25 protein-coding genes and 1 pseudogene are annotated in these 26,199 nt (G+C 69.8%); 11 read left to right on the forward strand and 15 right to left on the reverse strand.

Features of this window, described 5'->3' with window-relative positions; all coding sequences use genetic code 11:
- Positions 1–52: 52 nt before the first annotated feature.
- The 6 genes from ACFWV8_RS05770 to ACFWV8_RS05795 all read left to right on the forward strand — a co-directional run bounded on the left by ACFWV8_RS05770 (position 53) and on the right by ACFWV8_RS05795 (position 6,413).
- Positions 53–811, forward strand: coding sequence for a hypothetical protein (locus ACFWV8_RS05770; protein ID WP_384198297.1), 759 nt, complete (start codon positions 53–55; stop codon positions 809–811).
- On the forward strand, positions 811–2,052 hold the full coding sequence (locus ACFWV8_RS05775) for a hypothetical protein (RefSeq protein WP_384198299.1): 1,242 nt from the start codon (positions 811–813) through the stop codon (positions 2,050–2,052). The genes ACFWV8_RS05770 and ACFWV8_RS05775 overlap by 1 nt, the downstream gene beginning before the upstream one ends.
- Positions 2,049–3,545: an SCO6880 family protein gene (locus tag ACFWV8_RS05780; RefSeq protein ID WP_384198301.1), complete on the forward strand. Its 1,497-nt coding sequence runs from the start codon at positions 2,049–2,051 to the stop codon at positions 3,543–3,545. Before ACFWV8_RS05775 ends, ACFWV8_RS05780 begins: the two co-directional genes overlap by 4 nt.
- Positions 3,546–3,585: 40 nt before the next feature.
- Entirely contained in the window at positions 3,586–5,052 is a 1,467-nt protein-coding gene (locus ACFWV8_RS05785; RefSeq protein WP_384198303.1) for an ATP/GTP-binding protein, read from the forward strand.
- A gap of 155 nt (positions 5,053–5,207) precedes the next feature.
- Positions 5,208–6,083 carry a glycosyltransferase family 2 protein gene (locus ACFWV8_RS05790; RefSeq protein WP_384198305.1) on the forward strand — a complete coding sequence of 292 codons (876 nt, stop codon included), beginning with the start codon at positions 5,208–5,210 and terminating at the stop codon, positions 6,081–6,083.
- Between the two features lie 84 nt (positions 6,084–6,167).
- Positions 6,168–6,413, forward strand: a complete 246-nt coding sequence (locus ACFWV8_RS05795) for a hypothetical protein (RefSeq protein WP_384198307.1) — start codon at positions 6,168–6,170, stop codon at positions 6,411–6,413.
- A gap of 191 nt (positions 6,414–6,604) precedes the next feature.
- Here the strand turns inward: ACFWV8_RS05795 and ACFWV8_RS05800 are convergent, their stop codons facing one another.
- The 3 genes from ACFWV8_RS05800 to ACFWV8_RS05810 form a co-directional block, all read right to left on the reverse strand.
- Positions 6,605–7,303: a response regulator gene (locus ACFWV8_RS05800; protein WP_384198309.1), complete on the reverse strand. Its 699-nt coding sequence runs from the start codon at positions 7,301–7,303 to the stop codon at positions 6,605–6,607.
- 4 nt (positions 7,304–7,307) lie between these two features.
- A complete protein-coding gene (locus ACFWV8_RS05805; protein WP_384198311.1) occupies positions 7,308–8,549 on the reverse strand; it encodes a sensor histidine kinase in 1,242 nt (413 codons plus the stop codon).
- A 208-nt stretch (positions 8,550–8,757) separates the two neighbouring features.
- On the reverse strand, positions 8,758–9,591 hold the full coding sequence (locus ACFWV8_RS05810; protein WP_384198385.1) for an enoyl-CoA hydratase/isomerase family protein: 834 nt from the start codon (positions 9,589–9,591) through the stop codon (positions 8,758–8,760).
- 122 nt (positions 9,592–9,713) lie between these two features.
- Here ACFWV8_RS05810 and ACFWV8_RS05815 point away from each other — a divergent pair, with 122 nt between their 5' ends.
- A complete protein-coding gene (locus ACFWV8_RS05815; RefSeq protein WP_384198312.1) occupies positions 9,714–10,103 on the forward strand; it encodes a winged helix-turn-helix transcriptional regulator in 390 nt (129 codons plus the stop codon).
- A gap of 71 nt (positions 10,104–10,174) precedes the next feature.
- Here the strand turns inward: ACFWV8_RS05815 and ACFWV8_RS05820 are convergent, their stop codons facing one another.
- A complete protein-coding gene (locus ACFWV8_RS05820; protein WP_384198313.1) occupies positions 10,175–10,513 on the reverse strand; it encodes a GNAT family N-acetyltransferase in 339 nt (112 codons plus the stop codon).
- A 37-nt stretch (positions 10,514–10,550) separates the two neighbouring features.
- Complete coding sequence (locus tag ACFWV8_RS05825) at positions 10,551–11,507, reverse strand: pirin family protein (RefSeq protein ID WP_384198315.1); 957 nt, start codon at positions 11,505–11,507, stop codon at positions 10,551–10,553.
- 103 nt (positions 11,508–11,610) lie between these two features.
- Here ACFWV8_RS05825 and ACFWV8_RS05830 point away from each other — a divergent pair, with 103 nt between their 5' ends.
- On the forward strand, positions 11,611–12,099 hold the full coding sequence (locus tag ACFWV8_RS05830; protein WP_384198316.1) for a carboxymuconolactone decarboxylase family protein: 489 nt from the start codon (positions 11,611–11,613) through the stop codon (positions 12,097–12,099).
- Positions 12,100–12,173: 74 nt separating this feature from the next.
- On the opposite strand, the gene ACFWV8_RS05835 is transcribed toward ACFWV8_RS05830, so the two are convergent.
- On the reverse strand, positions 12,174–12,413 hold the full coding sequence (locus ACFWV8_RS05835) for a hypothetical protein (protein ID WP_384198318.1): 240 nt from the start codon (positions 12,411–12,413) through the stop codon (positions 12,174–12,176).
- Positions 12,414–12,440: 27 nt separating this feature from the next.
- A complete protein-coding gene (locus ACFWV8_RS05840; protein ID WP_384198320.1) occupies positions 12,441–14,180 on the reverse strand; it encodes a pyruvate dehydrogenase in 1,740 nt (579 codons plus the stop codon).
- A gap of 173 nt (positions 14,181–14,353) precedes the next feature.
- Between ACFWV8_RS05840 and ACFWV8_RS05845 the strand changes: the two genes are divergently transcribed.
- Together ACFWV8_RS05845 and ACFWV8_RS05850 are read left to right on the forward strand one after the other, a co-directional pair.
- The gene (locus tag ACFWV8_RS05845; RefSeq protein ID WP_384198321.1) at positions 14,354–15,424 is read left to right on the forward strand and encodes an LLM class flavin-dependent oxidoreductase; all 1,071 of its coding nucleotides are present in this window, start codon (positions 14,354–14,356) and stop codon (positions 15,422–15,424) included.
- Positions 15,421–16,089: an NADPH-dependent F420 reductase gene (locus ACFWV8_RS05850; protein ID WP_384198323.1), complete on the forward strand. Its 669-nt coding sequence runs from the start codon at positions 15,421–15,423 to the stop codon at positions 16,087–16,089. Before ACFWV8_RS05845 ends, ACFWV8_RS05850 begins: the two co-directional genes overlap by 4 nt.
- A gap of 23 nt (positions 16,090–16,112) precedes the next feature.
- Here ACFWV8_RS05850 and ACFWV8_RS05855 read toward each other — a convergent pair whose 3' ends face one another.
- A complete protein-coding gene (locus ACFWV8_RS05855) occupies positions 16,113–17,450 on the reverse strand; it encodes an aspartate aminotransferase family protein (RefSeq protein ID WP_384198325.1) in 1,338 nt (445 codons plus the stop codon).
- Between the two features lie 89 nt (positions 17,451–17,539).
- On the opposite strand from ACFWV8_RS05855, the gene ACFWV8_RS05860 reads away from it, so the two are divergent.
- Entirely contained in the window at positions 17,540–18,466 is a 927-nt protein-coding gene (locus tag ACFWV8_RS05860; protein WP_384198327.1) for a LysR substrate-binding domain-containing protein, read from the forward strand.
- A gap of 74 nt (positions 18,467–18,540) precedes the next feature.
- Here the strand turns inward: ACFWV8_RS05860 and ACFWV8_RS05865 are convergent, their stop codons facing one another.
- The 7 genes and pseudogenes from ACFWV8_RS05865 to ACFWV8_RS05895 form a co-directional block, all read right to left on the reverse strand.
- Complete coding sequence (locus ACFWV8_RS05865) at positions 18,541–19,512, reverse strand: hypothetical protein (protein WP_384198328.1); 972 nt, start codon at positions 19,510–19,512, stop codon at positions 18,541–18,543.
- 361 nt (positions 19,513–19,873) lie between these two features.
- Positions 19,874–20,310: pseudogene (locus ACFWV8_RS05870) on the reverse strand (SDR family NAD(P)-dependent oxidoreductase); the annotation flags it as partial.
- 86 nt (positions 20,311–20,396) lie between these two features.
- Positions 20,397–20,879, reverse strand: a complete 483-nt coding sequence (locus tag ACFWV8_RS05875) for a GNAT family N-acetyltransferase (RefSeq protein WP_384198330.1) — start codon at positions 20,877–20,879, stop codon at positions 20,397–20,399.
- A 34-nt stretch (positions 20,880–20,913) separates the two neighbouring features.
- Positions 20,914–21,864, reverse strand: a complete 951-nt coding sequence (locus tag ACFWV8_RS05880) for a hydroxymethylglutaryl-CoA lyase (RefSeq protein ID WP_384198332.1) — start codon at positions 21,862–21,864, stop codon at positions 20,914–20,916.
- A gap of 40 nt (positions 21,865–21,904) precedes the next feature.
- Positions 21,905–22,702, reverse strand: coding sequence for an enoyl-CoA hydratase/isomerase family protein (locus ACFWV8_RS05885; protein ID WP_384198333.1), 798 nt, complete (start codon positions 22,700–22,702; stop codon positions 21,905–21,907).
- Position 22,703: 1 nt separating this feature from the next.
- Entirely contained in the window at positions 22,704–23,984 is a 1,281-nt protein-coding gene (locus ACFWV8_RS05890; RefSeq protein ID WP_384198335.1) for a CaiB/BaiF CoA transferase family protein, read from the reverse strand.
- A 55-nt stretch (positions 23,985–24,039) separates the two neighbouring features.
- Positions 24,040–26,193, reverse strand: coding sequence for a hydantoinase B/oxoprolinase family protein (locus ACFWV8_RS05895; protein WP_384198337.1), 2,154 nt, complete (start codon positions 26,191–26,193; stop codon positions 24,040–24,042).
- Positions 26,194–26,199: the final 6 nt, after the last annotated feature.

Here is a 26,199-nt window from a genome sequence, read left to right on the forward strand (position 1 = left end):
CCGTCCGTCCGGCCCCTCACTCACCCGACCAGCCATCAGGATGGGAGGAACCATGGCAGACCCCGGCTCCTACACGGGGGCCAGCGAGCCGCGAAGTCCGTGGCTGCGCCCCGGCTTTGTCCTCGCCGCCGCGTTCATCGGCTTCGTCGCCGTCGTCGCGGGGACGGTCGTCCTCACCTCGGACCCCGCCGGCCAGGACGACGCACTCCCCGGCTCGCGGCCACCCGCCGACCGTGCCACCGCCCCGGCGACGTCCCCACCCGCTGACGACGGTCGGTGCCCGGAACTGGCCGACAAGCGCCAGGAGTTGCCCACCGCCGCTCCCCGGGGGGTGACCTGGTCCCTGTTCGGCGCCGTCGCCGTCCCCGCCTCCGAGGGGTCGGGTCCGGCGGTGGCCGGCGATGACGTGGCGCGCTGCTACGCCCGTACTCCCGTGGGCGCACTGCTGGCCACCAGCCAGATCAGCGTGCGCTATCTGGCGGCCGACGACTGGCGGAAGGTGACCCGCGTCCAGACCGTCGGCGCCGGCCGCGACGCCTACATAGCCGGGCGGACCGAGGCCGAGAGGAAATCGCCCACGGATCCGGACGGCGGTGTCCACGGACAGATCGCCGGATTCCGGTTCGTCACCTACGACGACAGCACCGCGGTCGTCCAGACCGTGTGGCGGTTCCCGGACGGCGCGTTGCAGGCCGCGACCACGACGGTGCTCTGGCGGGACGGCGACTGGCGGCTGGAGTACCCGGCGGACCCGGCCCCGCCCATCCCGGTCGGTTCCCTCGCGGGTTACACCGAGTGGGGAGGCGTCTGATGGCGGGCTGCGACTTCGGCTGGGTGACCCCGTCGGTCGGCGGCTACTGCGTGGGCGACGGCGCCGGGACGGTTCCGAAGGACCTCGGCGACAGCGCGTTCGACGACATCGCCGAGAGCGCCGCGAAGGCGGCGAGTACGACTGTCGAGGCGCTCGGCGGCGCGTGGATGAACCTGGGCACTCCCGACCTGACCGACGACGCGGGGCCGGTGGCGTTCCTCCAGGGCTCCACCCTGTGGTTCACCTCGTTCACGGCCGTACTGTGCCTGCTGGTCGCGGCCGGGCAGCTCGCCTGGCAGCGCCGCGGCGACTCGGCCAGGCAGGCCCTGCAAGGGATGCTCAACCTGGTGATGGTCTCATCGGTCGGGGTCGCCACGGTCGCTCTGCTGACCTCGGCCGGCGACAAGTTCAGCGTCTGGATCATCGACAGGTCAACGGGCTGCCGGCAGATCAGCGCCACCGGGGAACCCGTCGCGCAGTGTGTGGGCGAGTTCGAGAAACGTACGTCGGCCATGCTGGCGCTGGGCGGCGCGGACTCCTCGTTCCTCGTCCTGATCATGGCCGTGCTGGTGATCACGGGCACCGTCGCGCAGATCGCCCTGATGATCGTGAGGATGGCCATGCTGGTCATCCTTACCGGAACGCTTCCCCTGGCGGCGGCGGCCAGCTCCACTCCCGCCGGCCGGGTCTGGTTCCGTAAATCCGTGGGCTGGCTCCTCGCCTTCGTGCTCTACAAACCGGCGGCGGCCGTCGTGTACGCGGCGGCGTTCTCGCTCAGCGGCCAGAAGCAGGACAACGAGGTCGTCTCGATGGTCTCCGGAGTCGTGCTGATCGTCCTGGCCTGCTTCACGCTTCCCGCGCTGATGCGGTTCGCCGCACCCGTGGTCCAGGCCGCGGTCTCCGGTAGGGGCCGTACGGCCCAGGCGTCCGCCGCGGCGGACGGATCGGCCGCGGCGGCCACCGGGGCGCTGCCCGTTCCGCATCTGCGCAGCCTGGCCACCGGTCGCTCGGTGGCCGGGGCCGCCGTGAATCCGGAGGCCACCGGCGCACGGGCGGGGTCGACGACCGCCCGGGGCGCCGTGGGAGCACGGGGGGTGCCGGACGGCGACCGTGCCACGGGCGCACCGTCGGAGCCGGAGAGTTCCGCCGAGGAGCGGTCCGAGGACCGGGGGGAGACCGCCGCCCGGGTGCCCGTCCTGGTCCGGCAGCATCCCGACGACCATCAGGAGGAAGGCCCATGACGACTGAAGAGCTCACCACACGCACCTACGGCAACTTCCGTAAACCTCGCACCTCCGGGCTGCGCGGGTTGTCCCTGGGGGCGACTCTGCTGCTGTTCGCCGGGCTGATCGCCGTGGTGCTGACCACGCTGGTCTCCCTCCTGGCCGCGCTGAGCCTCGCGTTGTCGCTGGCGATGCTCACGGCCGCGCTGGGTTTCAAGGACCGGCACGACCGGACGCTGATGAAGCGCGGCTCGGTCCGTCTGGCCTGGTGGCGCACCACCTCTTCCGGCGGCCATCTGTACCGGTCGGGTCCGCTGGGCCGTACCGGCTACGGCACCTGCCGACTGCCGGGCCTGGCGGCCGAGTCGACGCTGACGGAGGCGCAGGACGGATACGGCCGCCCGTTCGCCGTGATCACGATTCCGGCCACCGGCCACCACACCGCGGTCATCTCCTGCGACGCCGACGGATCGGCCCTCGTCGACGAACGGCAGGTCGACACCTGGGTGGCCCACTGGGGCCAATGGCTGTCCGCCCTGGGTGCCGAACCGGACCTCGTCGCCGCGAGCGTCACCGTGGAGACCGCCCCCGACTCCGGCGTGCGGCTCCAGCACGAGATCGCCGCCAACACCGCATCCGATGCTCCCCAGTTGGCGACGGAGATGCTCCAGGAGGTGCTGGCCGCCTACCCCGCGGGCTCCGCGCGGATCGCCACCCGCATCGCGTTGACGTACTCCGGTGCCGCCCGTCCTGGCACCCCCCGCCGCAGCGCCGAGGACATGGCGCTCCACATCGGCACCCGCCTGCCGGGCCTGACCGCCGGGCTGTCCCTGACCAGCGCCGGCACGGCCGTACCGATGACCGCGACCGAACTCGCCGAGGCGGTGCGCGTCGCCTACGACCCGACGGTGGCGACCCTGGTGGAGGAGGCCCAGGCCACCGGCGGCACCGGGCTGACCTGGCGGGACGCCGGACCCATGGCGGCCCAGGAGGCCTGGGACCACTACCGGCACGACGGGGCGTTCAGCGTGACGTGGGCCATGACGGAGGCCCCGCAGGGCGAGGTGTTCTCCAACGTCCTGACCGGGCTGGTGCAGCCCAACCGCGACATCGCCCGCAAGCGGGTCACGCTTCTGTACCGCCCGCACACTCCGGCGGACGGCGCCCGGGTCGTCCAACAGGACTACAAGAACGCGCTGTTCAGCGCCCAGCAGTCACAGATCGGCAAGGCGCGTGAGGACGCGGAGGTGGTGGCGGCGCGCAGGACCACCGAGGAACAGGCCCAGGGACACGGCGTGATCCGCTTCGGTCTGCTGATCACGGCGACCGTCAACACCGCCGGGGAACTGGCGAAGGCCGCAGCGGCGGTCGACAACCTGGCCCCCGCCGCCCGGATCGCGGTGCGGCCCGTCTACGGCTCCCAGGCGGCGGCGTTCGCCGCGTCCCTGCCCCTGGGGCTGGTGCTCCCGCTGCACACGGCTCTGCCGCAGACGGTGCGCGACGCGATGTGAGGCGATGTGACGGAGAGCGTCCAAGAAAGAGGAGAACCCGATGGCACGCATGACCAGGCAATCCCGTCCGTCCCGCCCCACGCCCCGTGGCTGGCCCGGCCCCGGCGGCGGCATGGTCGGCTATGTCGATCCCGCACCCGAGTGGCGAGGCACTTCCGTGCAGGTGTGCGGTCTGTGGCCGTTCGGCGCGGGCGCCGGGACCCCCATGGTCGGGGTGCCGCTCGGCCGTGACCTGGACTCCGGGGCCACGGTGTGCTGCGACCCCGTGTCCTGGTTCATGCGCACGGGGCTGCTGGCCAACCCGTCGATGTTCGTGCTGGGCCGCCCCGGGCTCGGCAAGTCGACGGTCGTACGGCGTATGGCCCTCGGCCTCTCCGGTTACGGTGTCCATCCGCTGATCTTCGGTGACCTCAAGCCGGACTACGTGGACCTGATCAGGGCCATCGGCGGCCAGGTCATCAGCCTGGGGCGGGGCCGCGGCAACCTCAATGTCCTGGACCCCGGCGAGTCCGGCCGGGCGGCGGCCCGGCTCACCGGCGATGCCCGCGGACGGCTGCTCGCCGACATCCACGGCCGCCGTCTCAACATGGTCTCTGCCCTGGTGACCATCCTGCGCTCGGCGCCGCCGACGGACCGTGAGGAGACGATCCTCTCGACCGCGCTGAACGTCCTGGACGACCGGCACGACTCGCGCTCGGGCCGGGTGCCGGTGCTCGGCGACCTCGTCCAGGTCATCAAGGACGCCCCGGAAGCGGTACGGGCGGTCGCCCTGGACCGGGGTGACCTGACCCGCTACCGCGACATCACGGAGAACCTGGAGGCGTCACTGACCGCCCTGCTCGGCGACGGCCGCCTGGGCGGGACCTTCGCCCGGCCGACGACGGAGGCGATGAAGCTGGACCGCCCGGTCTGCTTCGACGTCAGCGGCATCGACGACAGCGAGGCCCTGCTCCAGGCAGCGGCGCTGCTGTCCTGCTGGTCGTACGGCTTCGGCGCGGTCTCCGCGGCACACGCGCTCGCGGACGCGGGACTGGAACCGCAGCGCAACTACTTCCTGGTCATGGACGAGTTGTGGCGCGTCCTCCAGGCGGGCCGCGGCCTGGTCGACCGGGTCAACGCCCTCACCCGGCTGGACCGCCAGCGCGGAGTGGGCCTGGCCATGATCACCCACAGCATCGACGACCTCCTGGCACTGCCCACGGAGGAGGACCGCACCAAGGCGAAGGGTTTCGTGGAACGCGCCGGCATGGTGGTCTGCGGGGGACTCCCGCCCGCCGAGATACCGCAGCTCGCTCAGATCGTGGAGCTGACCGAGGCCGAGAAGCGCCTGCTGGTCGACTGGTCCACCCCGCCGGCCTGGGACGCGACCAACGGCCGCCGCGCCGAACCACCGGGCCTCGGCAACTTCCTCATCAAGGTCGGCAACCGCCCCGGGATTCCTCTGCACGTGGACCTGACGGCGGCCGAACTCGATGTCAACAACACGAACAAGAGATGGAACAAGTAGCCGCACGCCGCCCGCGCCGAACCCGCCGCGATCGGCGTCCCTCTCGCGGAGTGCCCGCCGAAGATTGGAGTAAGCATCAAATCCAGGGTGATCACGGACGGCGAAGCAGTGGGGTTCTCGGACATCCCTCTTCCCGCGGACCGCACCGAGCTCAGATGCACGGCGCCGCTGGAGCGGTGGAATTAGTGCCGATCATCAGCATCATCACGCCCGTGTATGACGGCGGCCACCAGTACCTGGGCGATGCCTACATATCCGTCAAGAACCAAGCTCTGCCTCATGGGTGGTCGTGGGAGTGGATTGTGCAGGAAGACGGGCGAACGAGCCGTCCCACCGCGGCGCTTCCCAACGACCCGCGCGTGCGTGTCGGCACAGGCACTCGCGGCGGCGCGGGCGTTGCGCGCACCCTGGGACTCGCGCGAGCGAGAGGAGATCTCGTCCGGGCGCTGGACGCCGATGACCTGCTCATGGAGGGGGCCCTCGCGCGCGACATCCAGGTGTTCAGGGACTTCCCCGGCATTTCCTGGTGCGTCTCAAGCTGTCTCGACCTCCTGCCCGACGGGGCTCTCGTTCCGGGACCGTACGATCCCCCGGCCGGCGCCCTGTCCTTTCAGCAGCTCCGCGAGCAGTTCGAGGCGGACCGGTTCCCGGTGGTCGGTACACACCTCACTGTCCGCACCGGACTGGTGCGCGCGCTGGGCGGGTGGCCGGCACTCCCCGCGCTGGAGGCGATGGCGCTCGTCCTGGCGTGCGCGGCTGTCGCACCTGGCCGCATGATCAGCGAGCCCGGAGGGATCTACCGAAAGCATCCCGCCCAGACGACGGCGCAGCCGCATTACCGCGACGACGGCGAGTTCATCACGTTGCGCGCCGCGCTCTTGTCACGGATGGACTCTCTTCAAGCGTCAGGATGGCGCTGGGTGCCGGCCGCAGGTGAGCCGGCGGCCTCCGGACTCGATGGCTCCGAGGCCGCGCTCCTCAAGGGATTGTCGTCCCGGGGCGTAGGAGTGGGGAATTGCTCGGAACGCTGAACCGCTGAGGTGCGGGGGCCGTTGTGCTTCCCGTATCGGATACCGGTCCGGTGTTCCACGGCTGAAGGTCCAGGGAGTACGCACATGCCCGAACGAGATCCGGCCCGTCGTATCGCGCCCCATGGTCTGCTCAAGCGGCGGCGTCACGAGGCGGTCGAGGCAACGGCCCCATCCCCGCAGGAGCCGTCGACGGACGACCGTGCACTGCGACTTCCCGTCTCCCCGCTGCCCGCCGCTCTGCTGCCGCTGCCCACGGGGTTCGACCTGACGCCGGAGGCCGCCGCGGGCCTGGCCGACTCCACACGGAACCCGACGCGGCGCGCCGGCTGAGCCAAGCGCGCCACCTGGTACGAGTCGAAACCACGACTTCGCTGCGGGCCGCCGTCGAGTGGGCGTCCCGCCGTAGCGCACACAGGCGGCGCCGGGAATTGTCGCCGCGGTCGACGCCGCCATGAAGCGGGAGCAACCCGGCGTGGGCTCTCGCACGGGCGTATACCGTCACCGATCGGTCTGTCACGGGCTCAGCGGCGCGCGTCCCCCTCGCGAAGTTGTTCGTGGCCGAGGCCGTTCTCCCATGCCCAGGCGGCGATTTCGACGCGGTTGCGAACGGCCAGTTTGCGCTGCGCGTTGGCCAGATGCGTCTTGATCGTGGAGAGCGATACGTGGAGCTCCGCCGCGAGTTCGTCGTTGGTGAGTCCTCGGGCGACCAGCCGCGTGACATCGAGTTCCCGTGCGGTGAGCGGATCGGCCGGCGGGCGCCGCGGGTTTCCCCTTCCGGTCGTTGCCGGTGGCGTCGGTCGCATGTGTCGCAACAGTCGGAGCGTGATGGCGGGGGAGATCAGGGACTCGCCGACAGCGGCGGCCCGCACGGCCTCGGTGAGCAGGGCGGGCGCGCCGTCTTTGAGGAGGAAGCCGCAGGCACCGCTGCGGAGGGCCTCGTACACGTACTCGTCGAGGTCGAAGGTGGTGGCCATCACCACGTTCAGGGGATCACGGACTTCCGGGCCGGCCAGGAGACGGGCCGCCTGGAGGCCGTCGAGCTCCGGCATCCGGATGTCCAGCAGGCAGACGTCCGGCCGTAGGGAGCGGGCCAGTTCGACAGCGGTGACACCGTTGCCGGCTTCCGCGACGACCTCGATGTCGGGCTGGGAATCGAGGATCATGCGGAAGGCGGCGCGGATCATCTCCTGGTCGTCGGCGAGCAGTACGCGGATCGTCATGCTCCTATGATCGCAGCGGGATCTCCGCGGTGACACGCCAGCCTCGGCGGCCGTCCTGTGGCCCTGCGGTGATCGTCCCGCCCAGGGTGGTGACGCGTTCGGTGAGGCCGACGATTCCGTAGCCGGCAGCCGCTACCGGGGCCGGCTTCCCTTCCCCTGCGGAGGGCTTCGCGCCGACGCCGTCATCGGCCACCGTCACCAGCAAACGGCCGGGGTCGCCCTCCCCGAGGCGGACGCCGACCTCCACCTGCTGCGTGCCCGTGGCGTGGCGGCTGATGTTGGTCAGGGACTCCTGGAGCAGGTGATGGACGGTGGTGGCGACCTTCGGTTCCAGGGGCCTCGTGGCGACCTCGGGGGCGAGGGAGAGACGCGCGGGAATCCTGGTGGTCTGTGTGAACGCCTCCGTCAGTCGTCCGAGGCCGGACAGGTTGGTACCGGCGGCCGTGGGCCCGGTGCCGGGGTCCCGCAGTTCGGTGACCAACTCCCGCATGGAGGTGAGGGCCTGGGTTCCGGCCAGCTCGACGTTCTTGAGGAGTTCGTCGAGTTCATGGGTGTCGGGTGCGTGTCCGGCTTCGGTCACGTAGCGGATGGCCTTGATCTGCGTGACCATGGCGGTCACATGGTGGGCGACGAAATCGTGCAGCTCCCGGGCGTATTCCAGACGCTGTTCGTTGAGTGCCGCCTGCCGCTGTCGGTGCCGGGCCTGGTCCAGCATCCGCAGGTAGATACCGAGTGCGGCCAGGGGCGCGAGGCTCAGCATGATCGCGGGTTCGATGATCTTGAGCTGGTCCCATTCGCCCTGGGGGAGCCGTAGCGGAGCCAGTCCGGCCGTGACAGCGGCCGCGAAGGCGGTCACCGTCGCCACGAGGGGGTTGGGCAGCCGCAGGCTCCGTGCCACCAGGAGAAGCAGGGCGATCAACTCCAGGGCCCCGAACGTGTTCTCCGGCCGGTGGGAGAGCTGTGTGGTCACCAGGCTCAATGTCGCGGAGCACAGCACGGCGCTCGCGCTGAGAACCAGCACGAGCCGCTGGGGGGCGCACAGAGCGACCCAGGCCAGAGCGCCGCACAGTGTGGTGGCTAGCGCGGTGGGCACGAAGCCCGTGTTGGCTCCTTCCAGGGCCACACCGGCGAACAGCAGCACACCGACGGCCACGCGTGCGGCGCCGTGTCGCAGGAGGCGCTCAGGGGGCTTGCGCGTGCCGGAAGCCAATATCAGCTCAAGGGGACGGAAGGACGAAGAAGGCATGTCAGAAGGCTAGGAGGCGCCGTTCGCGGCCACCATGGCCGATCGGACGATTTCCGCGACCGCGGGGATCAGCATTTCGGACGAGCCGCTCCTCCCCGCCCAGGCGGGTCCAACTGAATTGCCACCTTCTTCCACGACTCCGTCCTCTGATGGCACCCCTCCGTCGACCTCCAGGACACCAGCGAGTACGCGGGGACCTGTCCCGGTCCTATCCGGTCAGTCCCCGGAGCAGGCCCTCCAGGTCGCGCTCGCCGTCGTGGGTCTGGGCTCCGGCGGTCAGGCCGCCGCGGATCAACCGCTCGGCCGCGGGGCGAACGAACTGGCCCGCCCAGGCCTCGTGCTCCCGTACCAGCCCTTCGGCCAGGTTCTCGGGGACGATGGCACGCTTGGCCGCCGCGATCACGCCCTCGGGCAGGGCCGCGATGTTGCGGGCGAGGCGGTCGACGAAGTCGTCGAGCTCGTCAGCCGGTACGGCCCGGTTGACCCAGCCGTAGCGCTCCGCGGTTTCGGCGTCGTACAGATCGGCGCCCAGCACCGCCTCCAGGGCGCGATTGCGGCCGACCCGGCTTGCGAGGTACTGCGTACCCCCTCCACCGGGGACGATGCCCATGAGAGCTTCGATCTGGCCGATCCCGGCGCGACCGATCGCCGCGAAAGTCATGTCCGCGGCCGCGACGAACTCCGCCCCTCCTCCGCGCGCCGTCCCGGCGAGCTTGACGATGGTCACCTGGGGTTGGTGCCGGAGCAGCTCCCCCAGTGCCTGGAAGACGTTGACGCCGTCCGGAAGGTCGGCGGCGAACTTGTCGAAGGCGTCCGGCGTGTCGATGAGCGACATGTCGACGTGGGCGATGAAGAACTCCGGGTCGGCGCTCTCGAACACGATCACCCGAACCGAGTCGTCGTCCCTCAGCGCGGTCAGCAAGTGCCGGAGGTCGGTCATCAGGGCGACGTTCAGGACGTTGACCGGTGGGTTGTCGAGGGTGACGCGGGCGATGCCGTCCTCGATGCTCAGCCGCAAGGTGGTGTAGGCGTGGTGGTCCATGGAGATCTCCGATCGGTACCCGGTATGCATCTAGGTTCCTGATGCATACTTACGATGCGATGGTGGGCGACCGGCGTCAATAACGCACTTTCGGCATCGTAAGGATCGCGGAGGATACCGATATGGCCATCTCTGAGAGCGGCACCGACGGCGGCACCGACACCGTTTACCGGTCCGACTGCCCCAGCCGCCCGATCCTCGACCAGATCGCCGACAAGTGGTCGATGATGGTCATGGCAGTACTTGACAAGCCCACCCGGTTCAACGAGATCAAGCGCCGTCTTGAGGGCGTGACCCAGCGGGTCCTGACCCAGACCCTGCGCCGCCTGGAGCGGAACGGGATGGTCGTACGCCGCGTGCTGCCGACCTCGCCGGTCGGGGTCGAGTACTCCCTCACCCCGCTCGGCGAATCCCTGCGGGAGCCGTTCGGCCGGCTGTACGACTGGACGGTCGACAACGCGGACGAGATCCGGGCGCACCAACTGGACTACGACCAACGCGTTCAGAGCTGACACCGGTTCCAGCCGGGAGGGCAGTGCCACGAAGATCGGCATACGGTCGACGCCGTGGCGAGGTTACGCACTCAGCCGAGCTGCGCCTCCAGCCACCGCAGGATGTCGGGTGTGACCGGGTCGGTGATGTCCGCGAACTCGTCGTGCCGCTTGAGGAACTTGGCGACGTAGGGGCAGACCGGGACGATCCGCATTCCGGACGCGCGTACGTCGGCGAGTGCCTGCTGGACCAGCTGTGGGGCCAGGCCCTGGCCGGCGAAGGCCTCGTCGATCTCCGTGTGGAAGAAGACGCGCCGCGCGCCCAGATCACGGTAGGCGGTCAGGCCGGCGCGCTGGCCGTCGACCAGGATCTCGTACCGGCGCTCGGCGTCCACACGCTCGACGACCGTGGTGGTGGAGGACTCGCTCATGGAGTGCCTTTCGTGAGTTCGTAAAGGGGTCAGCGGTTCAGCGGGTCGGTGGGTTCCGGCGCGGTGTGATGACGGCGTTCGGCAGGGCCGGTGCGGGAAGGCGGCCACCGGGAAAGTCCTCGATGACACCGAAGCGGTCGGAGGACGCTTCCCAGTCCTCGCGGGCTTTCACGATGTCCTCGTGGCTGCGACCGATGAAGTTCCACCACATGACGATCTCCTCCTCGAAGGGAGGTCCTCCGAGGAGGACGGTCCGCGCCGGGGCGTCGGTCTCGTTCACCACTGTGAGGGTGTCCGCGCCGCGAGGGACGTAGCCGAGTTCGGCAGGCCGTAGCACCGTGTCGATCAGGCGGATGTCCCCGCTGTCCACCAGGAGGCCGTGCTCGAAAGCCGTGTCCACGGCGAGGGTGAGCGTCATGTGCGGTGCGATGACGATCTCGGCGCCGAGCAGCGGCGTGAAGGTCCGGACCGGGGAGGTCCGGTCGGCGAGCGAGCCCAGAAAGACCCTGATGTCGGCCCCGTCGACCTGCGCGAGTTCGGGCACGTGGTGCTGGAAGTCCCGGGCGGTGTCGCGGTGTTCCTCGGGCAGCGCGACCCACAACTGGACGCCGTGGATGACGGTGGTGTCCGGGGTGGAGACCTCCGAGTGGGCGATGCCATGTCCGCCGGTCATGAGGTTCACCTCGCCGGGCCGGACCAGGGAGTGGGTGCCGAGGGTGTCGCGGTGCTCGACCTCTCCGCTGAACAGCCAGGTCACCGTCTGCAGTCCGGTGTGTGGATGCGGGGGAAGGTCCATGCCACCCGACGCGGCGACCTGGTGCGGGCCGTAGTGATCGGCGAAGCACCAGGCGCCGATGAGTGTGCGCTTCCGCTGGGGCAGTGTCCGCCGCACGCGCATCGCACGTGGACCGCCGAGGGGGACCTCACGCGCCGACAGGACATCGACCCGGGGAGCTCCGGTCGGCCGGTCGCCTTCGGTTTCCGTGTTGCTCACCGGCACCTCCTGGACGATTTGGTTGTCGCATCAACTAGGATGCCACGAAGGCGGGCGGATGGCCAAAGCACCCGCACGAACACAAGTCACTCCGAGGCCCGACATGAGCATCCCTAGCCAGACCTCCCCACCCCGCAGGATCTTCATCGACAAACAGAGCCCCAAGGCCTTCCACGCCCTGGCGCAGGTCTCGGAGGCGGTCCGGGCGACGGCGTCCGAGGCCGGGCTCGACCGCACCACCGTGGAGCTGATCAACCTCCGCGTATCGCAACTCAACGGCTGCGCCTACTGCCTCGCCGTGCACACCAGAGCGGCCCTGCGCGCCGGTGAATCACCGCAGAGACTCGGAGTCCTGAGCGCATGGCGGGACACCGGCCTGTTCACTGCCTCGGAGCGCGCCGCCCTGGCGCTGGCCGAGGCCACAACCGATCCGGTGAACGCCGTGGCCCAGACATCCGCCTACGAGGCCGCCCGAGAGGTTCTCTCCGAGGACCAGACCTCAGCGGCGATCTGGGTGGCGGTCACCATCAACGCGTTCAATCGCGTGTCGATCATGAGCAAGCACCCGGTACCGCCGCTTCAGGACAAGTAGCGGCGGTTGACCCGCCAAACGAGACACGACCAACACTCGCTCGTCCGGTCCACGGCGCCGCTCTTCCGTCCGCGCTACTCCGATGGCTTGACGCTGCCGAGATCACTTTCAGCGTCGAAGCCGACGCGCTCGTGCGGAAGAGCGGCTGGGTGTCCGATGTCGGCCCCCAGGTCAAAAGTGGCGGCGGCGATCGCATCGGCTATGTCCGCCTCCTGGTGCTTCTGCTCCGCCCGTTCATGATGGGCACTCAGAAGATCAGCGATTCTCCGGATCGGACCCTGATGGAGGTCAGGAGTCGGCGTTTCCTCGCTCATGGACGGTGATTCCCTTCCGTAGACATCTCAGGGGCGGGGTATGTTCCGCAGGTTGGCGCGGGCCAGGTCGAGCATCTTGCCGACGCCGCCGTCGAGCACTGTCCGGCCCGCGGCGAAGGCGAATCCCTTCACCTGGGCGGCCGAGATGTGCGGTGGGATCGACAGCGCGTTGGGGTCGGTCACCAGGTCGACCAGGAACGGTCCGTCGTGGGCGAGCGCCCGCTTGAGTCCCTCGACGACATCCCCGGGGTGCTCGATGCGGATCGCCTCGATGCCCGCGCCGCGGGCGATCGCCGCGTAGTCCACCGGCTCGTGGTCGGTCTCGTGCTCGGGCAGCCCCTCGACCAGCATCTCCAACTTCACCATGCCCAGGGAGGAGTTGTTGAAGACGATCGTCTTCACCGGCAGATTGTGCAGCTTCACGGTGAGCAACTCGCCCATGAGCATGCCCAGTCCGCCGTCACCCGACATCGAGATCACCTGGCGGCCGGCGTAAGCGAACTGCGCGCCTATCGCGTGCGGCAGCGCGTTGGCCATCGTGCCGTGCAGGAACGAACCGATCACCCGGCGCCGGCCATTGGGTGTCAGATAACGCGCAGCCCACACGTTGGACATGCCGGTGTCCACGGTGAACACCGCTTCGTCATCGGCGAGTTCGTCCAGAACCGAGGCCGCGTACTCGGGGTGGATCGGGGTGTGCCGCTCGACGTCGCGGGTGTAGGCGGAGACCACCGTCTCCAGCGACTTGGAATGCTTGTGCAGCATCCGGTCCAGATAGGTACGGTCCCGCTTCGCCTCGACCAGCGGCAGCACAGCCCGCAGCGTCTCCCGGACATCGCCGTGGACCCCGAGTTCCAGAAGCGTGCGACGGCCGAGGCGGCCCGCGTCGTGGTCGATCTGTACGGTCCGTGCCTGCGGCAGAAAGTCGTTGTACGGGAAGTCGGTGCCGAGCAGGACGACCAGGTCGGCCTCATGCATCGCGTCGAAGCAGGCGCCGTAGCCCAGCAGACCGCTCATGCCCACGTCGTACGGGTTGTCGAACTGGATCCACTCCTTGCCCCGCAAGGTGTGCCCGATGGGGGCGGCGGCCTTCTCGGCCAGAGCCATGACCTCGGCGTGGGCGTCCCGTACCCCCGCGCCGCAGAACAGCATCACCTTCCGTGCCGCGTTCAGCCTCTCGGCCAGCCCCCGAACCTGTGTGTCCGGCGCGACGACCCGGCCGCGCTCGGTGACCAGGTCGCTGCTTCCCGTCGGACGAGTCGCCTCCTCGTGCGCGACATCGCCCGGTATCACCAGGACCGACACCGCGCTGTTGCCAAGAGCCCGCTGCATGGCGATCCGCAGAACCCGGGGCATCTGCTCGGGGGTGCTGATCATCTCGCAGTAGTCGCTGCACTCGGTGAACAGCCGCTCCGGGTGGGTCTCCTGGAAGAAGCCGGTGCCGATCTGGTGGGACGGGATGTGCGAGGCGAGTGCCAGGACGGGCGCACCGGAGCGGTGAGCGTCGTACAACCCCTGGATCAGATGCGTGTTTCCGGGGCCACAGCTTCCGGCACACACCGCGAGCCTGCCGGTCAGCTGTGCCTCCGCCGCCGCGGCGAAGGCGGCGGCCTCCTCGTTCCGTACATGCACCCACTCGATGCCGTCGGTACGGCGCACCGCGTCGACCACCGAGTTCAGGCTGTCACCCACCACGCCGTAGATCCGCTCCACGCCTGCCTGGCGCAGAATGTCGACCAGCTGCTGGGCCACGCTCAGCTTCCGCATCGCCGGACTTCTCCCCTCGGGCTGCACACCTGTCTCACGTGTGTCTCACGTGACTCTCGACAGCCCCAATGTCGTTGATGCATCCACTTTACTTTAGTTGACGTAACAACCATAGGATGTCATGGTTCACGTATCAACTAGATCGACGGAGAGCGTTGAACGAAGTGAACACGATGGACGTTTCGCAAATCGAGTTCGGTATCGACAGCTTCGGAGACCGGCCCCGAAACGACGCGGGCGTGATCGTCTCGCACGCCCAGGCCATCCGCGCCGCGGTGGCCGAGGCGGTCCTTGCCGACCAGATCGGTATCGACGTTGTCGCGTTGGGGGAGCACCACCGGCCCGAGTACGCGATCTCCAGCCCTGAGACAGTACTGGCGGGCATCGCGACAGCCACGAAGCGCATCCGGCTCGCCTCGGGTGTGACCGTGCTGTCCTCGGACGACCCGGTGCGCGTGTTCCAGCGGTTCGCCACGGTCGACGCGCTCTCGAACGGCCGCGCCGAGGTGATCCTCGGTCGCGGTTCCTTCACCGAGTCGTTCCCCCTGTTCGGGTACGACCTGAAGGACTACGAGGTGCTGTTCGAGGAGAAGATCGAACTCTTCCATCGTCTCCTGGACGAGAAGCCGGTCACCTGGGAAGGCACCACGCGCGCCGCCCTGCGCGATGCGGACGTGTACCCGAAGACCGATTCGGGACGTCTCAACACCTGGGTAGGGGTTGGCGGGACGCCGCAGTCCGTGATCCGCACCGCTCAATACGGCTTCCGGCTCATGCTCGCCATCATCGGCGGCACCCCCGACCGGTTCGCTCCCTACGTGGATCTGTACCGGCGTGCCAGTGACGAATTCGGCACGACCGCACAGCCGGTCGGAACGCATTCGCCCGGCTTCGTCGCCTCCACCGACGAAGAAGCCAAGGAGCTCTTCTACCCCGGGTACAAGGAGATCCGCGACCGGATCGGGGCGCAGCGCGGCTGGCCGCCGCTGCGACGCGAAGAATTCGACGCCGAGGTGGACCGCGGATCGCTGTATGTCGGCTCGGTCGAGAAGGTCGCGACCAAGATCGCCCATGCTGTCCGGGTACTGAACGCGGGCCGGTTCGACATGATCTACAGCACCGCCGGCACCGTTTCGGCCTCCGCACGTCTGCGGTCGGTCGAGCTGTACGGCACCCAAGTCATTCCCCGGGTCCGCGAGCTTCTGACCGAGCGGCCCGCGGCCACCGCGGGAGCGACACGATGACCAACCCTGTCGCCACTGTCGGGATCCTGGGAGCGGGGAAAGTCGGCACCGTCCTCGCGCGCCTGGCGGTCGCCTCCGGCTATCGAGTCCTGATCTCCGGGTCCGGCGATCCCTCCAAGATCGCGCTTACGATCGAAACCCTCACTCCCGGGGCCACCGCCGTGTGGCCGGCCCAGGCCGCGGATGCCGCCGACGTGGTGGTCCTGGCTCTCCCGCTCGGCAAACACCGCGACCTCCCAGTGCCGAAGCTGGAGGGAAAGCTGATCATCGACGCGATGAACCACTGGTGGGAGGTCGACGGTCCCCGCGACGCGATCCTCCCGCCGGATACCTCGTCGAGCGAAGTCGTTCAGCGGTTCCTGACAGGTACGCGCGTTGTGAAAGCCCTCAATCACATGGGCTACCACGACCTCGAAGACGAGGCTCGTCCCGCCGGCGGCCTCGGACGCAAGGCCATCGCGGTCGCTGGTGACTCGCCCGAGGATCTTGCCGTCGTGTCCGCGCTGATCGACTCTCTTGGATTCGACCCACTCGCCATCGGCGACCTCGCGGCGGGCGTCCGGCTTGAGCCCGGAACCCCCGCCTTCGGAGCCAATGTCGACGCGGACAAGCTTCGCGCGCTTACCGCTGCCCCTGCTCCGACAAGACTTCTTGAGCGTTCGTAAGACGTGACTCACGTGGAGGAGATTCACACCGCCGCGCTCACCTCGCCGATCGCCGTGTCCAGGATCGAGAGGCCGAGGGCCAGTTCGTCCTCGGTCGCCGTCAGCGGAGGCGCGATACGGAACACGCCCCCCATGCCGGGTAGCTGGACGATGTTCATGTGCAGGCCGAGTTCGAGGCAGCGGCGGGTGACCTGGGCGCCCAGTTCGTCCGAGCTCTGCCTGGTCTCGCGGTCGACGACGAGTTCCAGGCCGGCGAGCAGGCCACGGCCGCGGATGTCGCCGATGACCTCGTGGCGGGTGGCCAGGTCCTCCAGGCCGGTGCGCAGGAACGAGCCGAGGTCGCGGGCGCGCTCGGCCAGGCGGTCCTTGGCCAGGACGTCGAGGACGGTGTTGCCCACCGCGGCCACCAGTGGGTCGGAGACATGCGTGGTGAAGAAGAGGAAGCCGCGGTCGTAGGCCTCCTGCTCGATCTCTGCACTGGTGAGGACGGCCGCCAGGGGCAGCCCCGCGCCGAGGGTCTTGGAGAGCGTGAGGATGTCGGGGACGACCCCGTCGCGTTCGAAGGCGTACCAGGTGCCGGTGCGGCACAGGCCGGTCTGGGCCTCGTCGAGGATCAGGAGCATGCCGCGCTCGCGGCACTTGTGCCGGAGGGCGGCGAAGTAGCCGGGCGGAGGTTCGATGACGCCGCCGGAGCTGAGGATCGGCTCCACGAGGCATGCCGCGAGGCTTCCGGTGGACTGGGCATCGATGAGGTCGAAGGCGAAGTCCAGCTGGCGGCGCCAGTCGAGCTCACCGTCGGCCGTGGTGAAGTCGGGCCGGTAGGCGTTCGGCACGGGGATGGCGAAGTTGCCGGGGGCGGACGGGCCGTAGCCTTTGCGGCCCGCGCTGTAGGTGGCGGAGACGGCGCCCTGCGTCATGCCGTGCCAGGACCGGGCGAACGAGACGATCTCGTGCTTGCCCGTGACCAGCTTGGCCATCCGGATGGCGGCCTCGTTCGACTCGGCGCCGGTGGTCAGGAGCATCGCCTTCTCCAGCGGCGCGGGCAGCGTCTCGGCGAGGCGCCGGGCCAGTTCGACGACCGGGCGGCTGAGCATTCCGCTGTAGAGATGGTCGAGGGTGGCGACTTGGCGCTGGACGGTCTCCACGATCGCCGGGTGGGAGTGCCCGAGGATCGCGCTCATCTGTCCGGACGTGAAGTCGAGGATCTTCCGGCCGGACGCGGTGTATACGAAGCTTCCGGAGGCGCGCTCGATGATCTCGCTCGTGAAGTCTCCGCCGTAGCGGACGAGGTGGCGGTCCGCGTCGGCCCAGAACGTGGCCTCGGGGGCGGGAACGGCAGACGTAGGAAATTCAGCAGCCATGACCGTGACGCTAGGACGGGTTGGGCGCCACGTCCATCACACAATTCCGGCTGTGCTGTTCGGGAAATCCGCACAACAATGAAGCGGTGATGAACCCCTGGAGGCTGCGGCTGCTGACATCGCTGGACTCGCTGGGTACGGTCAGGGCGGTGGCCCAGGCCGCCCACCTGAGCCCGTCGAGCGTGTCTCAGCAACTCGCCGTACTTGAGACCGAGACCGGCACGCAGCTGCTCGAACGCACTGGGCGCCGGGTGCGGTTGACTTCGGCCGGGTTGATTCTGGCGCGGCGTGCGCGGGCGATCCTCGACCACATGGACAGCGTGGAGGAGGAACTGCGCGGGTTCGGGGAGGAGCCGTCGGGCCTGGTACGGGTCGGGGCGTTCCAGAGCGCGGTGCACACGATGGCCGTACCGGCGGTGACACGCCTGGCCCGCGCGTATCCCCATCTCGACGTCCAGCTACTGGAGTTGGAGCCGCACGAGAGCGTGCCGGCCCTGCGGGTCGGCGACGCGGACCTCGTGATCACGACCACGGATTTCGGCGAACTGCCGCTCGGCCCGGACCTCGACCTCGTACCGCTCACGACGGATCCCATCCTTCTGGTGCTGCCGCCCGAGCACCCGGCCGCCGGGCGCGGACCTGCCGACCTGGCCGCCTTCGCCGAAGAGTCGTGGGCCATCGACATCCCCCAGTCGTACATGGCCAATCTCGCGCTGCGGCTGTGCCGGCAGGCGCGGTTCGAGCCCCGGGTGGTGGGCCGGTTCAGCAACTACATGCTGACCCTGGAGCTTGTCGAAGCCGGGCACGCGGTCGCACTGCTGCCGGGGCTGGCTGTCGACGCCGGCCGCTACCGTGTCGCCACCCGCGAGCTGGCCAACCCCGTGACCCGTACGATCACGGCGGCGATCCGCAAGGGCGCGCCGCCTCGCGCGGCTGTGCACACGGTGCTGGACGCGCTGCTGCCGCCGGCGGCCAACGACGGTTGTTCCGCTGAAGGCCGCGCGGCAGAGTCGTGAAGCCCGTCCAGATGTGATCGTCGAGTGCGCCGGCGGCATCGTCCTGGTGGGCCATGTTCCAAAGGACGGGCACCTCAGGATCGCCGAGCAGCGCGATGGCCAGGTCCAGGAGGTGGCTGCCGGTGACCGAACGCTCGGGCACGGGTACGGAGGAGTGTCCGCAGCATCGCCGCTCCCGCCAGGACCGCGCAGAGGTGCAGCGTCACCGCTGCGGCGGGGTGTTCGGGCGGGAGGGTGTCCGGCGGGTCCGCCCAGGCCACGTAGAGCGAGGCGGGCGCCTTCCAGGCGCTCCATGCGAAGAGTGAGCCCGAGCCGATCCAGCCGAGTATCAGGGCCGGTCGGCGGGGGAGCCGGGCGGGGCGGGCGTGGGTGAGCGTTGTGGTGACGGCTGCTGCGGCGAGGGCCCAGCCACCCGAGAGAGCGGTCAGCACGTACCAGTCGGCGTTCCGCTCGGCCGGGTGCGCGATTCCCGCCGTACCGCCCAACGCCCAGTAGAGCCAGACCAGTCCGACCGCCCCGCCGAGCGCGGCGGCCCAGGGCGTGGCCGTGCGCGGGGCGTCGCCGAGGCGGCCGGTGAACGCGTCGGGCCAGCGGCGGCGGAGATACGCGGGGACCGCGAGAGCCAGGCCCAACCCCATGCCCAGAAAGCTGAGTTGGACCAGCGTGCCTTCCCAGGCCGGCATCTCCGGGTCATCGCCGCCGGCCCCCGAGCCGCCCGCGCTTCCCCGGAGCGCGCCGAACACCGCGAACGGCAGGATCGAGACGAGGAAGCCCGAGCCCACCCAGGCGCAGATCACGACCGGCGGCCCCGGGATCCGCATGCCCCACGGCCGCACCAGGGCCAGCGCCAGCGCGATGCCGATGGCGGCCATGCCGATGGTGACGGTGTTGAGGACCACCCACTCGGCCATCCCGAACCCGTCGCCCACCGGGAGCACCCCCGCGAGCGAGCCGACCACCCACGAGACCTTGATCAGCGCGTACGGCACCAGTGCCAGGGCAGCCCCGTACGCCGCTCTCCGTCCGGCCCGATCCCAGCGTTCCACCGGAGCTCCCCTTCCACCCGAATTCCCTTTGCACCCACGGGAATCCATCGTCGAAGGTCACCCGGACCGGCCACATCCCCCGCCGGCCCCATCCGTCTCCCCCGTCCGGCGGAGGCCGCCCTGCACGGCCCCACCCCGAATCAACTCGTGGTGCCCGAGGAGGGGTTGGCGGCGCTGCATAGCCCCGGTCCCGGTCCCGGTCTCGACGCGGATCTGACGATGGCCGTCTTCCGTACGGTCACCGCGTACGTGGACGGCTCGGTCGACGCCGAACTCGCCCTGCGGCAGATGAGGGAGGAGCGGGGGTGGACCAGCGGCCAGGACAGCCGGGCCGCGCCCGCTCCCCGGAACCGGGGCGCGCGGCGCGGGCCCCGGTCGCGTAACGGCCCGCCGTACTGCTGGTGTTGACGATGGAGCCGCCCCGGCCGGAGTCGAGCATCACCGGCAGTTGGTGCTTGAGGCAGTTCCAGGTGCCCCGGACATTCACGTCCATGGTGCGTTCGTAGACCTCGTCGGCCGTCTCGTGCAGGGACGATTCGAGCGTCGCGTAACCGGCGTTGTTGAAGGCGCAGTCCAGCCCTCCGAAGTGCGCCACCGCCGCCTCGACGACGCGGCGTACATCGTCGGAGACGGCCACATCGCCCGGTACGGCCAGTGCCCGGCCGCCCCGCTCGGTGATCTCCTCGGCCAGGGCGCTCAGTTTCTCCGTACGACGCGCCATCAGGACGACCGCGCCCCCTCGGCCGCGAACAGCCGCCCCGCCGCCGCGCCTATGCCGCTCGACGCACCCGTGATCATCGCGACGCGCCCCGCAAGCAGGCCCTGCCGGCCGTCGGCCCCCGTGTTGTGTTGGCTCATCCCGCGATCCTAGGCAGTGCGTTCGATCAGCGAAATGCCTTCACCATCACATGCTCCCTGGTCACGCCGTCGGGCAGCAGGTCACCGCGCTCTTCGGCGAGAACGAAGCCGTGGCGCGCGTACAGCGAGACGGCGGGTGAGTTGCCGGGAATCACCGCGAGCTTCAGCGCGGTCGCACCCGACCGCCGGGCCCAGGTCTCGACCGCCGCGATCAGTTGGTCGGAGACACCGAGACCGCGCGCCTCGGGACCGACCCACACCGACCTCAGCTCGCACACGCCGCCGTCCCCGGGCAGACCGCTCGCCATGCCGACGGTCCGCTCGTCCAGCGACGCGAGGACGTTGTAGGCGCCGGGAGTCTCCAGCCGCGCCCGCCACCGCTCCTCCCCGCCCCGGTGCCAGTCCCCGACGCGGGACTTGAAGGCGTGGGGCGCCTCGGTCAGGGCGGCGAGACGGGCGTCGCGCCAGAGGGGCCAGTCGTTCGGCGTGAGAACGTGAAGACGCACCATGCGCTCCAGTCTGCCGAGCCGGCTCAGCCACGGCCTACGTCAGGGCCGTGACGACGCGGGAAGGGCTCGGGCGGCCGAGGTGACCGGCCATCCAGCGGCTGGTGTCGGCGAGGGCGGCCAGATCGACTCCGGTGGGGATGCCGAGTCCCCGCAGCATCCACAGCAGGTCCTCCGTGGCCAGGTTGCCCGTGGCGCTCTTGGCGTAGGGGCAGCCGCCGATGCCGCCGGCGGAGCTGTCGAACTCGGTGATGCCCGCGGTGAGCGCGGCGTGCACATTGGCGAGCGCCTGCCCGTAGGTGTCGTGGAAGTGGAGGGCGATCAGCTCCGACGCGATGCCCGCACCCCCTACCGCGTCCAGGAGTTCGAGGACATGGCCGGGTGTGCCTGTACCGATGGTGTCCCCCAGTGACAGGGACGTGCAGCCCATGTCGAGCAGCCTCCGGGCGACCGATACGACCCGGCGGGGGTCCACATCGCCCTCCCAGGGGTCGCCGAAGCACATCGACACGTAGCCGCGTACCGGCAGGTCCGCGGAACGGGCCCGGCGCACGACGGGCTCGAACATCGCCAGCACCCCCTCCACGTCCCGCCCCAGGTTGTTCTTCGCGAAGGACTCGGTCGCACTGGCGAAGACGGCGATCTCCCGGGCACCGGCGGCCAGCGCCCGGTCCAGACCGCGGTCGTTGGGAACGAGCACGGGGAGGCGGACGCCGTCGAGGGTCCCCACGGCCGTGAGCAGCTCGTGCGCGTCGTCGAGCTGCGGTATCCAGCGGGGGGAGACGAAGCTGGTGGCCTCGATGGTGGTCAGCCCCGCGTCGGCGAGCCGCCGGACGAACTCGGTCTTGACGGCCGTGGGGACGCGGACGGATTCGGCCTGGAGGCCGTCGCGGGGGCCCACCTCGTAGACGCGGACCCGTTCGGGCATTCCTCGCTGGGGTGCGACGCGGGGCAGCGGGTTCGTGGACGATGTGTTCTTCGTTGTCATGGCGCGTCCGTCGGTGGAGGGCGGGGGAACGAAGGCTCCCTTACGTGGTGCGCTTGCCGGTGTTCCGGCGGGAGGGGAACTCGGGCCGCCGGCGCTCGGCGAACGCGGCCAGCCCCTCATGGGCGTCCGGGGCGGTGAACGCCCGCTGCCCGTACAGCGCCTCGGAGTGGAACGCCTGATCCTGCGGAAGGTCCCCGAGGCGGAGCACCGACTCCTTGATCGTCTCCAGGGCGGTGCCACTGCGGGCGGTGAGGCGGTGCGCCCGGTCCATCGCCGCGTCGAGCAACTGGTCGGCGGGCACCACGGCGTTGAGCAGGCCGTACCTCAGGGCGGTGGCCGCGGGGATCCGGTCGCCGAGCAGCATCAGCTCCATGGCCCAGACATAGGGGATCTGTCTGGTCAGCCGGGTCAGGGTGCCGCCCGCAGGAACGACTCCGACGCCGCTCTCGGGAAGCCCGAACTCGGCGGTGTCGGCGGCGATCCGCAGGTCCGTGGAGAGCATGATCTCGAACCCGCCACCGAGACAGAGCCCGTTGACCGCCGCGATCACCGGCTTGAACAAGGTGGTGTGCTTCTGGTGCGCCTTGTCCCACCGGGAGATGTCGAACCGCCCATCGGCGAGCGCGGGGATCGACTCGGTGAGATCGGCGCCGACGCAGAAGGCCCGGTCGCCGCTGCCGGTGAGGACCGCGACGGCGATCGAATCGTTGTCGCGGACCTCGTCGAAGGCCGCCCCCAGCTCCTCGTACATCGCCAGGGTCAGCGAGTTCAGCTTCTCCGGCCGGTCGAACCGGATGAGCGCGACAGGCCCGTCGCGGTCGAGCGTGACGCCGCCCATGTCAGACCACTCCCGCCTCGCGCAGGGCGCGGATACGTTCGTCGGAGAGGCCGGCGAAGGCCCTGAGCAACTGGTCGGTGTGCTGGCCGACCTGGGGAGCGAGTCCCCGGGGGTCGGCCGGGGTGACGTCCAGCTTGACCGGCGAGCCGACCATACGGAGCCGGCCGAAGTCGGGGTACTCGACGTCGACGACCATGTCACGGGCCTGGATCTGAGGATCCGCGATGACCTCCCCGATGTCCTTGATCGCGCTCAGCGGGACGAGATCGCCGGCGAGTTCTTCGAGTTCGGTCTTCGTCCGGTCGGCGAACCACCTGTGCAGCAGGGGCCGCACCCGGCGCTCGTAGACCTCGGGCGTGAACCGCTTGGCCATGGTGTCGATCTCCGGGTCGGCCGCGAGCCCCGGCTCGCCGAACATCTCGCAGGTCAGCCGCCAGAACTTGTCGGTGTAGCCGCCGAAGAAGACGAAGCCGTCCTTGCACGGGTAGAGCTCGTAGGGCTTGACGAACGGATGCTCGTTGCCCAGCGGAGTCGGCACCTTGCCCTCGACCGTGTGCGAGACGACCGCGTTCTCGGTCAGGCTGAGCACCGAGTCCTGCTGGGAGATGTCGACCAGCTGACCCTCACCGGTCTGCTCGACGTGCCGCAGCGCGGCGAGCGTGCCGATGACGGCGTAGAGCGTGGCCGACAGGTCGCCGATGATGGTGCCGACCCGGACCGGCGGGCGGTCGGGGAAACCGTTCATCGCCCACAGCCCGCCCGTGGCCTGCGCGCTGTTGTCGTACGCGGGCCTGCGCCGGTACGGGCCGGTCTGGCCGTAGCCGGAGATCGCCGTGTAGATCAGCCGCGGGTTGATCTTCCGCAGCTCCTGGTAGCCGACGCCCAGCTTGTCCATGGTGCCGCCGCGGAAGTTCTCGACCAGGACGTCCGCGTGGGTGGCCAGCTCGCGCAGCAGGTCCTTGCCCTCGGGCTGGGACAGGTCCAGCGTCATGCCGAGCTTGTTCCGGTTGTACTGCGCGAAGAACGCGCTGAACGCCTCGCCTTCCGGCGACGTCAGCAGCGGGGGGAACGCGCGGGCGTAGTCCGGGTCCTTCGGATTCTCGATCTTGATGACCGTCGCTCCGAGATCCGCGAGCAGCATCGAGCAGAACGGCCCCGCGACCACCCGGGTGATGTCGAGGACGACGACACCGCGCAGCGCCCCCCGCGAGGGACCGCCCGGCAGGACGGCGTCGAGGCCGGTCCCACCCCCGTCGGGGCCGGCACCACCGTTGAGCTCCATCACGCGACAACCTCCTTCTTCGAGTACCGCTGGGGCATGGGCCGGCGCGGGGGCATCAGCCGGCCACGGCGGCTTCGACCCGGATACGTGCGTCGAGCAGCGTGCCGCAGCGCGGGCTGTAGAACTCGTCGATGAGCACACGCTGCCCGCTCTCCCGGGGCCGTACCCGGACGCCGAACTCGCCCAGCCGATCGGCGGCGACCCGCGTGGTGACGACGGCGTCCTCCCGCCAGTCCTCCTTCGTGCTGACGCGAGCGCCGCTGGCCGGGCAGTACCAGCCGTCCGCGGTACGGCGGGGCGCGGACGCACCGGCGGGCGCGTCGGCGGCGACCGACGCGGCAGGTTCCCCGCCGATCCGGGTGGCGCGCATCGCCTTGCGCGTGTGCTCGGTCGCGTGGGTGTCCACGGCGCCGGCGGCGAGCACCACACCGTAGACGGCGGACGCCGTGTGGTCGGTGACGTACCCGTCCCGGACGTCCTTGGCGACGAGCAGCGGGTCACGCAGGAGGGGATCTCCGTACCCGCCGCCCCCGGCGATCCACTGGACGAAGACATCGCCGGCCGAGACCGGCACCGAGGACTGGTTGATGGCGAGCAGGTCCTGCTCGTCGGAGGTCAGGCTGTCGTCGGTGGGCACCGTGCCCGTGGCGAGCAGACCGTCGATGTTGGTCCCGCGCAGGATCCGGTGCCCGCTGCCCCCGCCGGGGAGCCCGCCGCCGTACCCGTCGGCGACCACCTGGGCGCTGGGGGCGAACACGGTCTGGGTGACCGATGACGCGCCGCGCAGGGTCCAGGCGAACTCCAGCCCCAGTCCGCCTCGGTGGGCCCCGTGTCCGGCGCTGGCGATGTTGAGCCGCTTCCACAGGTAGAGGACGGGATAGAGCATCTCGTTCATCTCGACGTCCGGGAGCATGTTGTTGACCTGCGTCATCATCCCGGCGCAGTCGAGGCCGTCGGCGTCCGGCTGGGCGCCCGCCCCCATCCCTCCGCCGTCCATGTTGAACAGCACGAAGTACTCGCCGTCGTCCGAGGTGCCGGCCGAGATTCCGCCGGTCCACGAGTCGGCCCACACGCCCTGGGCGCGGCCCCGGACGGTGTCGTCGGCGCTGCCCCGGCAGGCTTCGTTCATCAGTTTGGTGACCAGCCGGCTGACCCGGGCGCCGGTCGTCAGGTGCCCGTTGCTGATCGGCGCCGGAGGTGTCGGGTTGACGATGGAGCCGGGCTCGGCGACGACCTCGAAGGCGGTCATGACGCCCTCGTTGAACGGCACGTCCCAGGCGAGGATGGGGACGACCGCGGTGGCGACGCTCCCGACGAGCGCCCCGTAACTGCAGTTGACGAAGCCGTCGGTCTGCTCGCTGGATCCGGTGAAGTCGAAGGTGACCTGCTCGCCCCGCTTGGTCATGGTGCAGGCGACGCGGTACAGCTCGTCGACATGACCGTTGTGCTCGGTCCACTCCTCGGCCGTGTACGTACCGTCGGGGATCTTCGCGACGCGGTCACGGACCACCTGCTCCGCCAGTTCGAAGCTGAGGCGGGTGTACTCACGGAACTCGTCGATCCCGAACTCCCCGACGGTGGCGAGCAGCCGCTGGATCCCGGTGTTGTTGCTGGCCACCAGGGAGCGCACGTCGTTCCAGAACAGCGCGGGCACCCGCACGTTGTTGAGCAGGATGCGGCGCACCCACTCGACGGGCTCGCCCTTGTCGAAGATCTTCACCCCCGGCGGGAGGCGGAGCGCCTCGCTGTAACAGTCGAAGGCGTCGGGGGCGAAGCCGCCCGGCGTCATCCCGCCGACGTCGAGGAGATGGGCCTGGGACTGCGCCCAGCCGATGAGCTCGGAGCCGTGGAAGATCGGCGAGATCACGTTCGTGTCCGGCGGGTGGCTCGCGCCGGCGGTGTGCGGGTCGTTGGAGATGAAGGCGTCGCCGGGCGAGAGGGGCTCGCCCGCGATCTCCCTGACCAGGTTCTGGACGGCGACGCTGCCGGAGCCGATGTGGAACTGGACGTAGTCGGAGTAGGCGTAGATACGGCCGGTCGGGTCGAAGAGCGCGGTGTTGAAGTCGCCGGCCTCGGTGATCACCGGAGAGCCGGACGAACGGATCATCGCGATGCCCATCTCCTCGACGATGGAGTCCAGGCGCATACGGATGACTTCGAGCGTGACGGGGTCGTACCCGGCGGGGAGGCCGGTTGCGGATACGGTCATGAGGGT

The organism is Streptomyces sp. NPDC058665, from assembly GCF_042714995.1.
GTDB lineage: Bacteria > Actinomycetota > Actinomycetes > Streptomycetales > Streptomycetaceae > Streptomyces.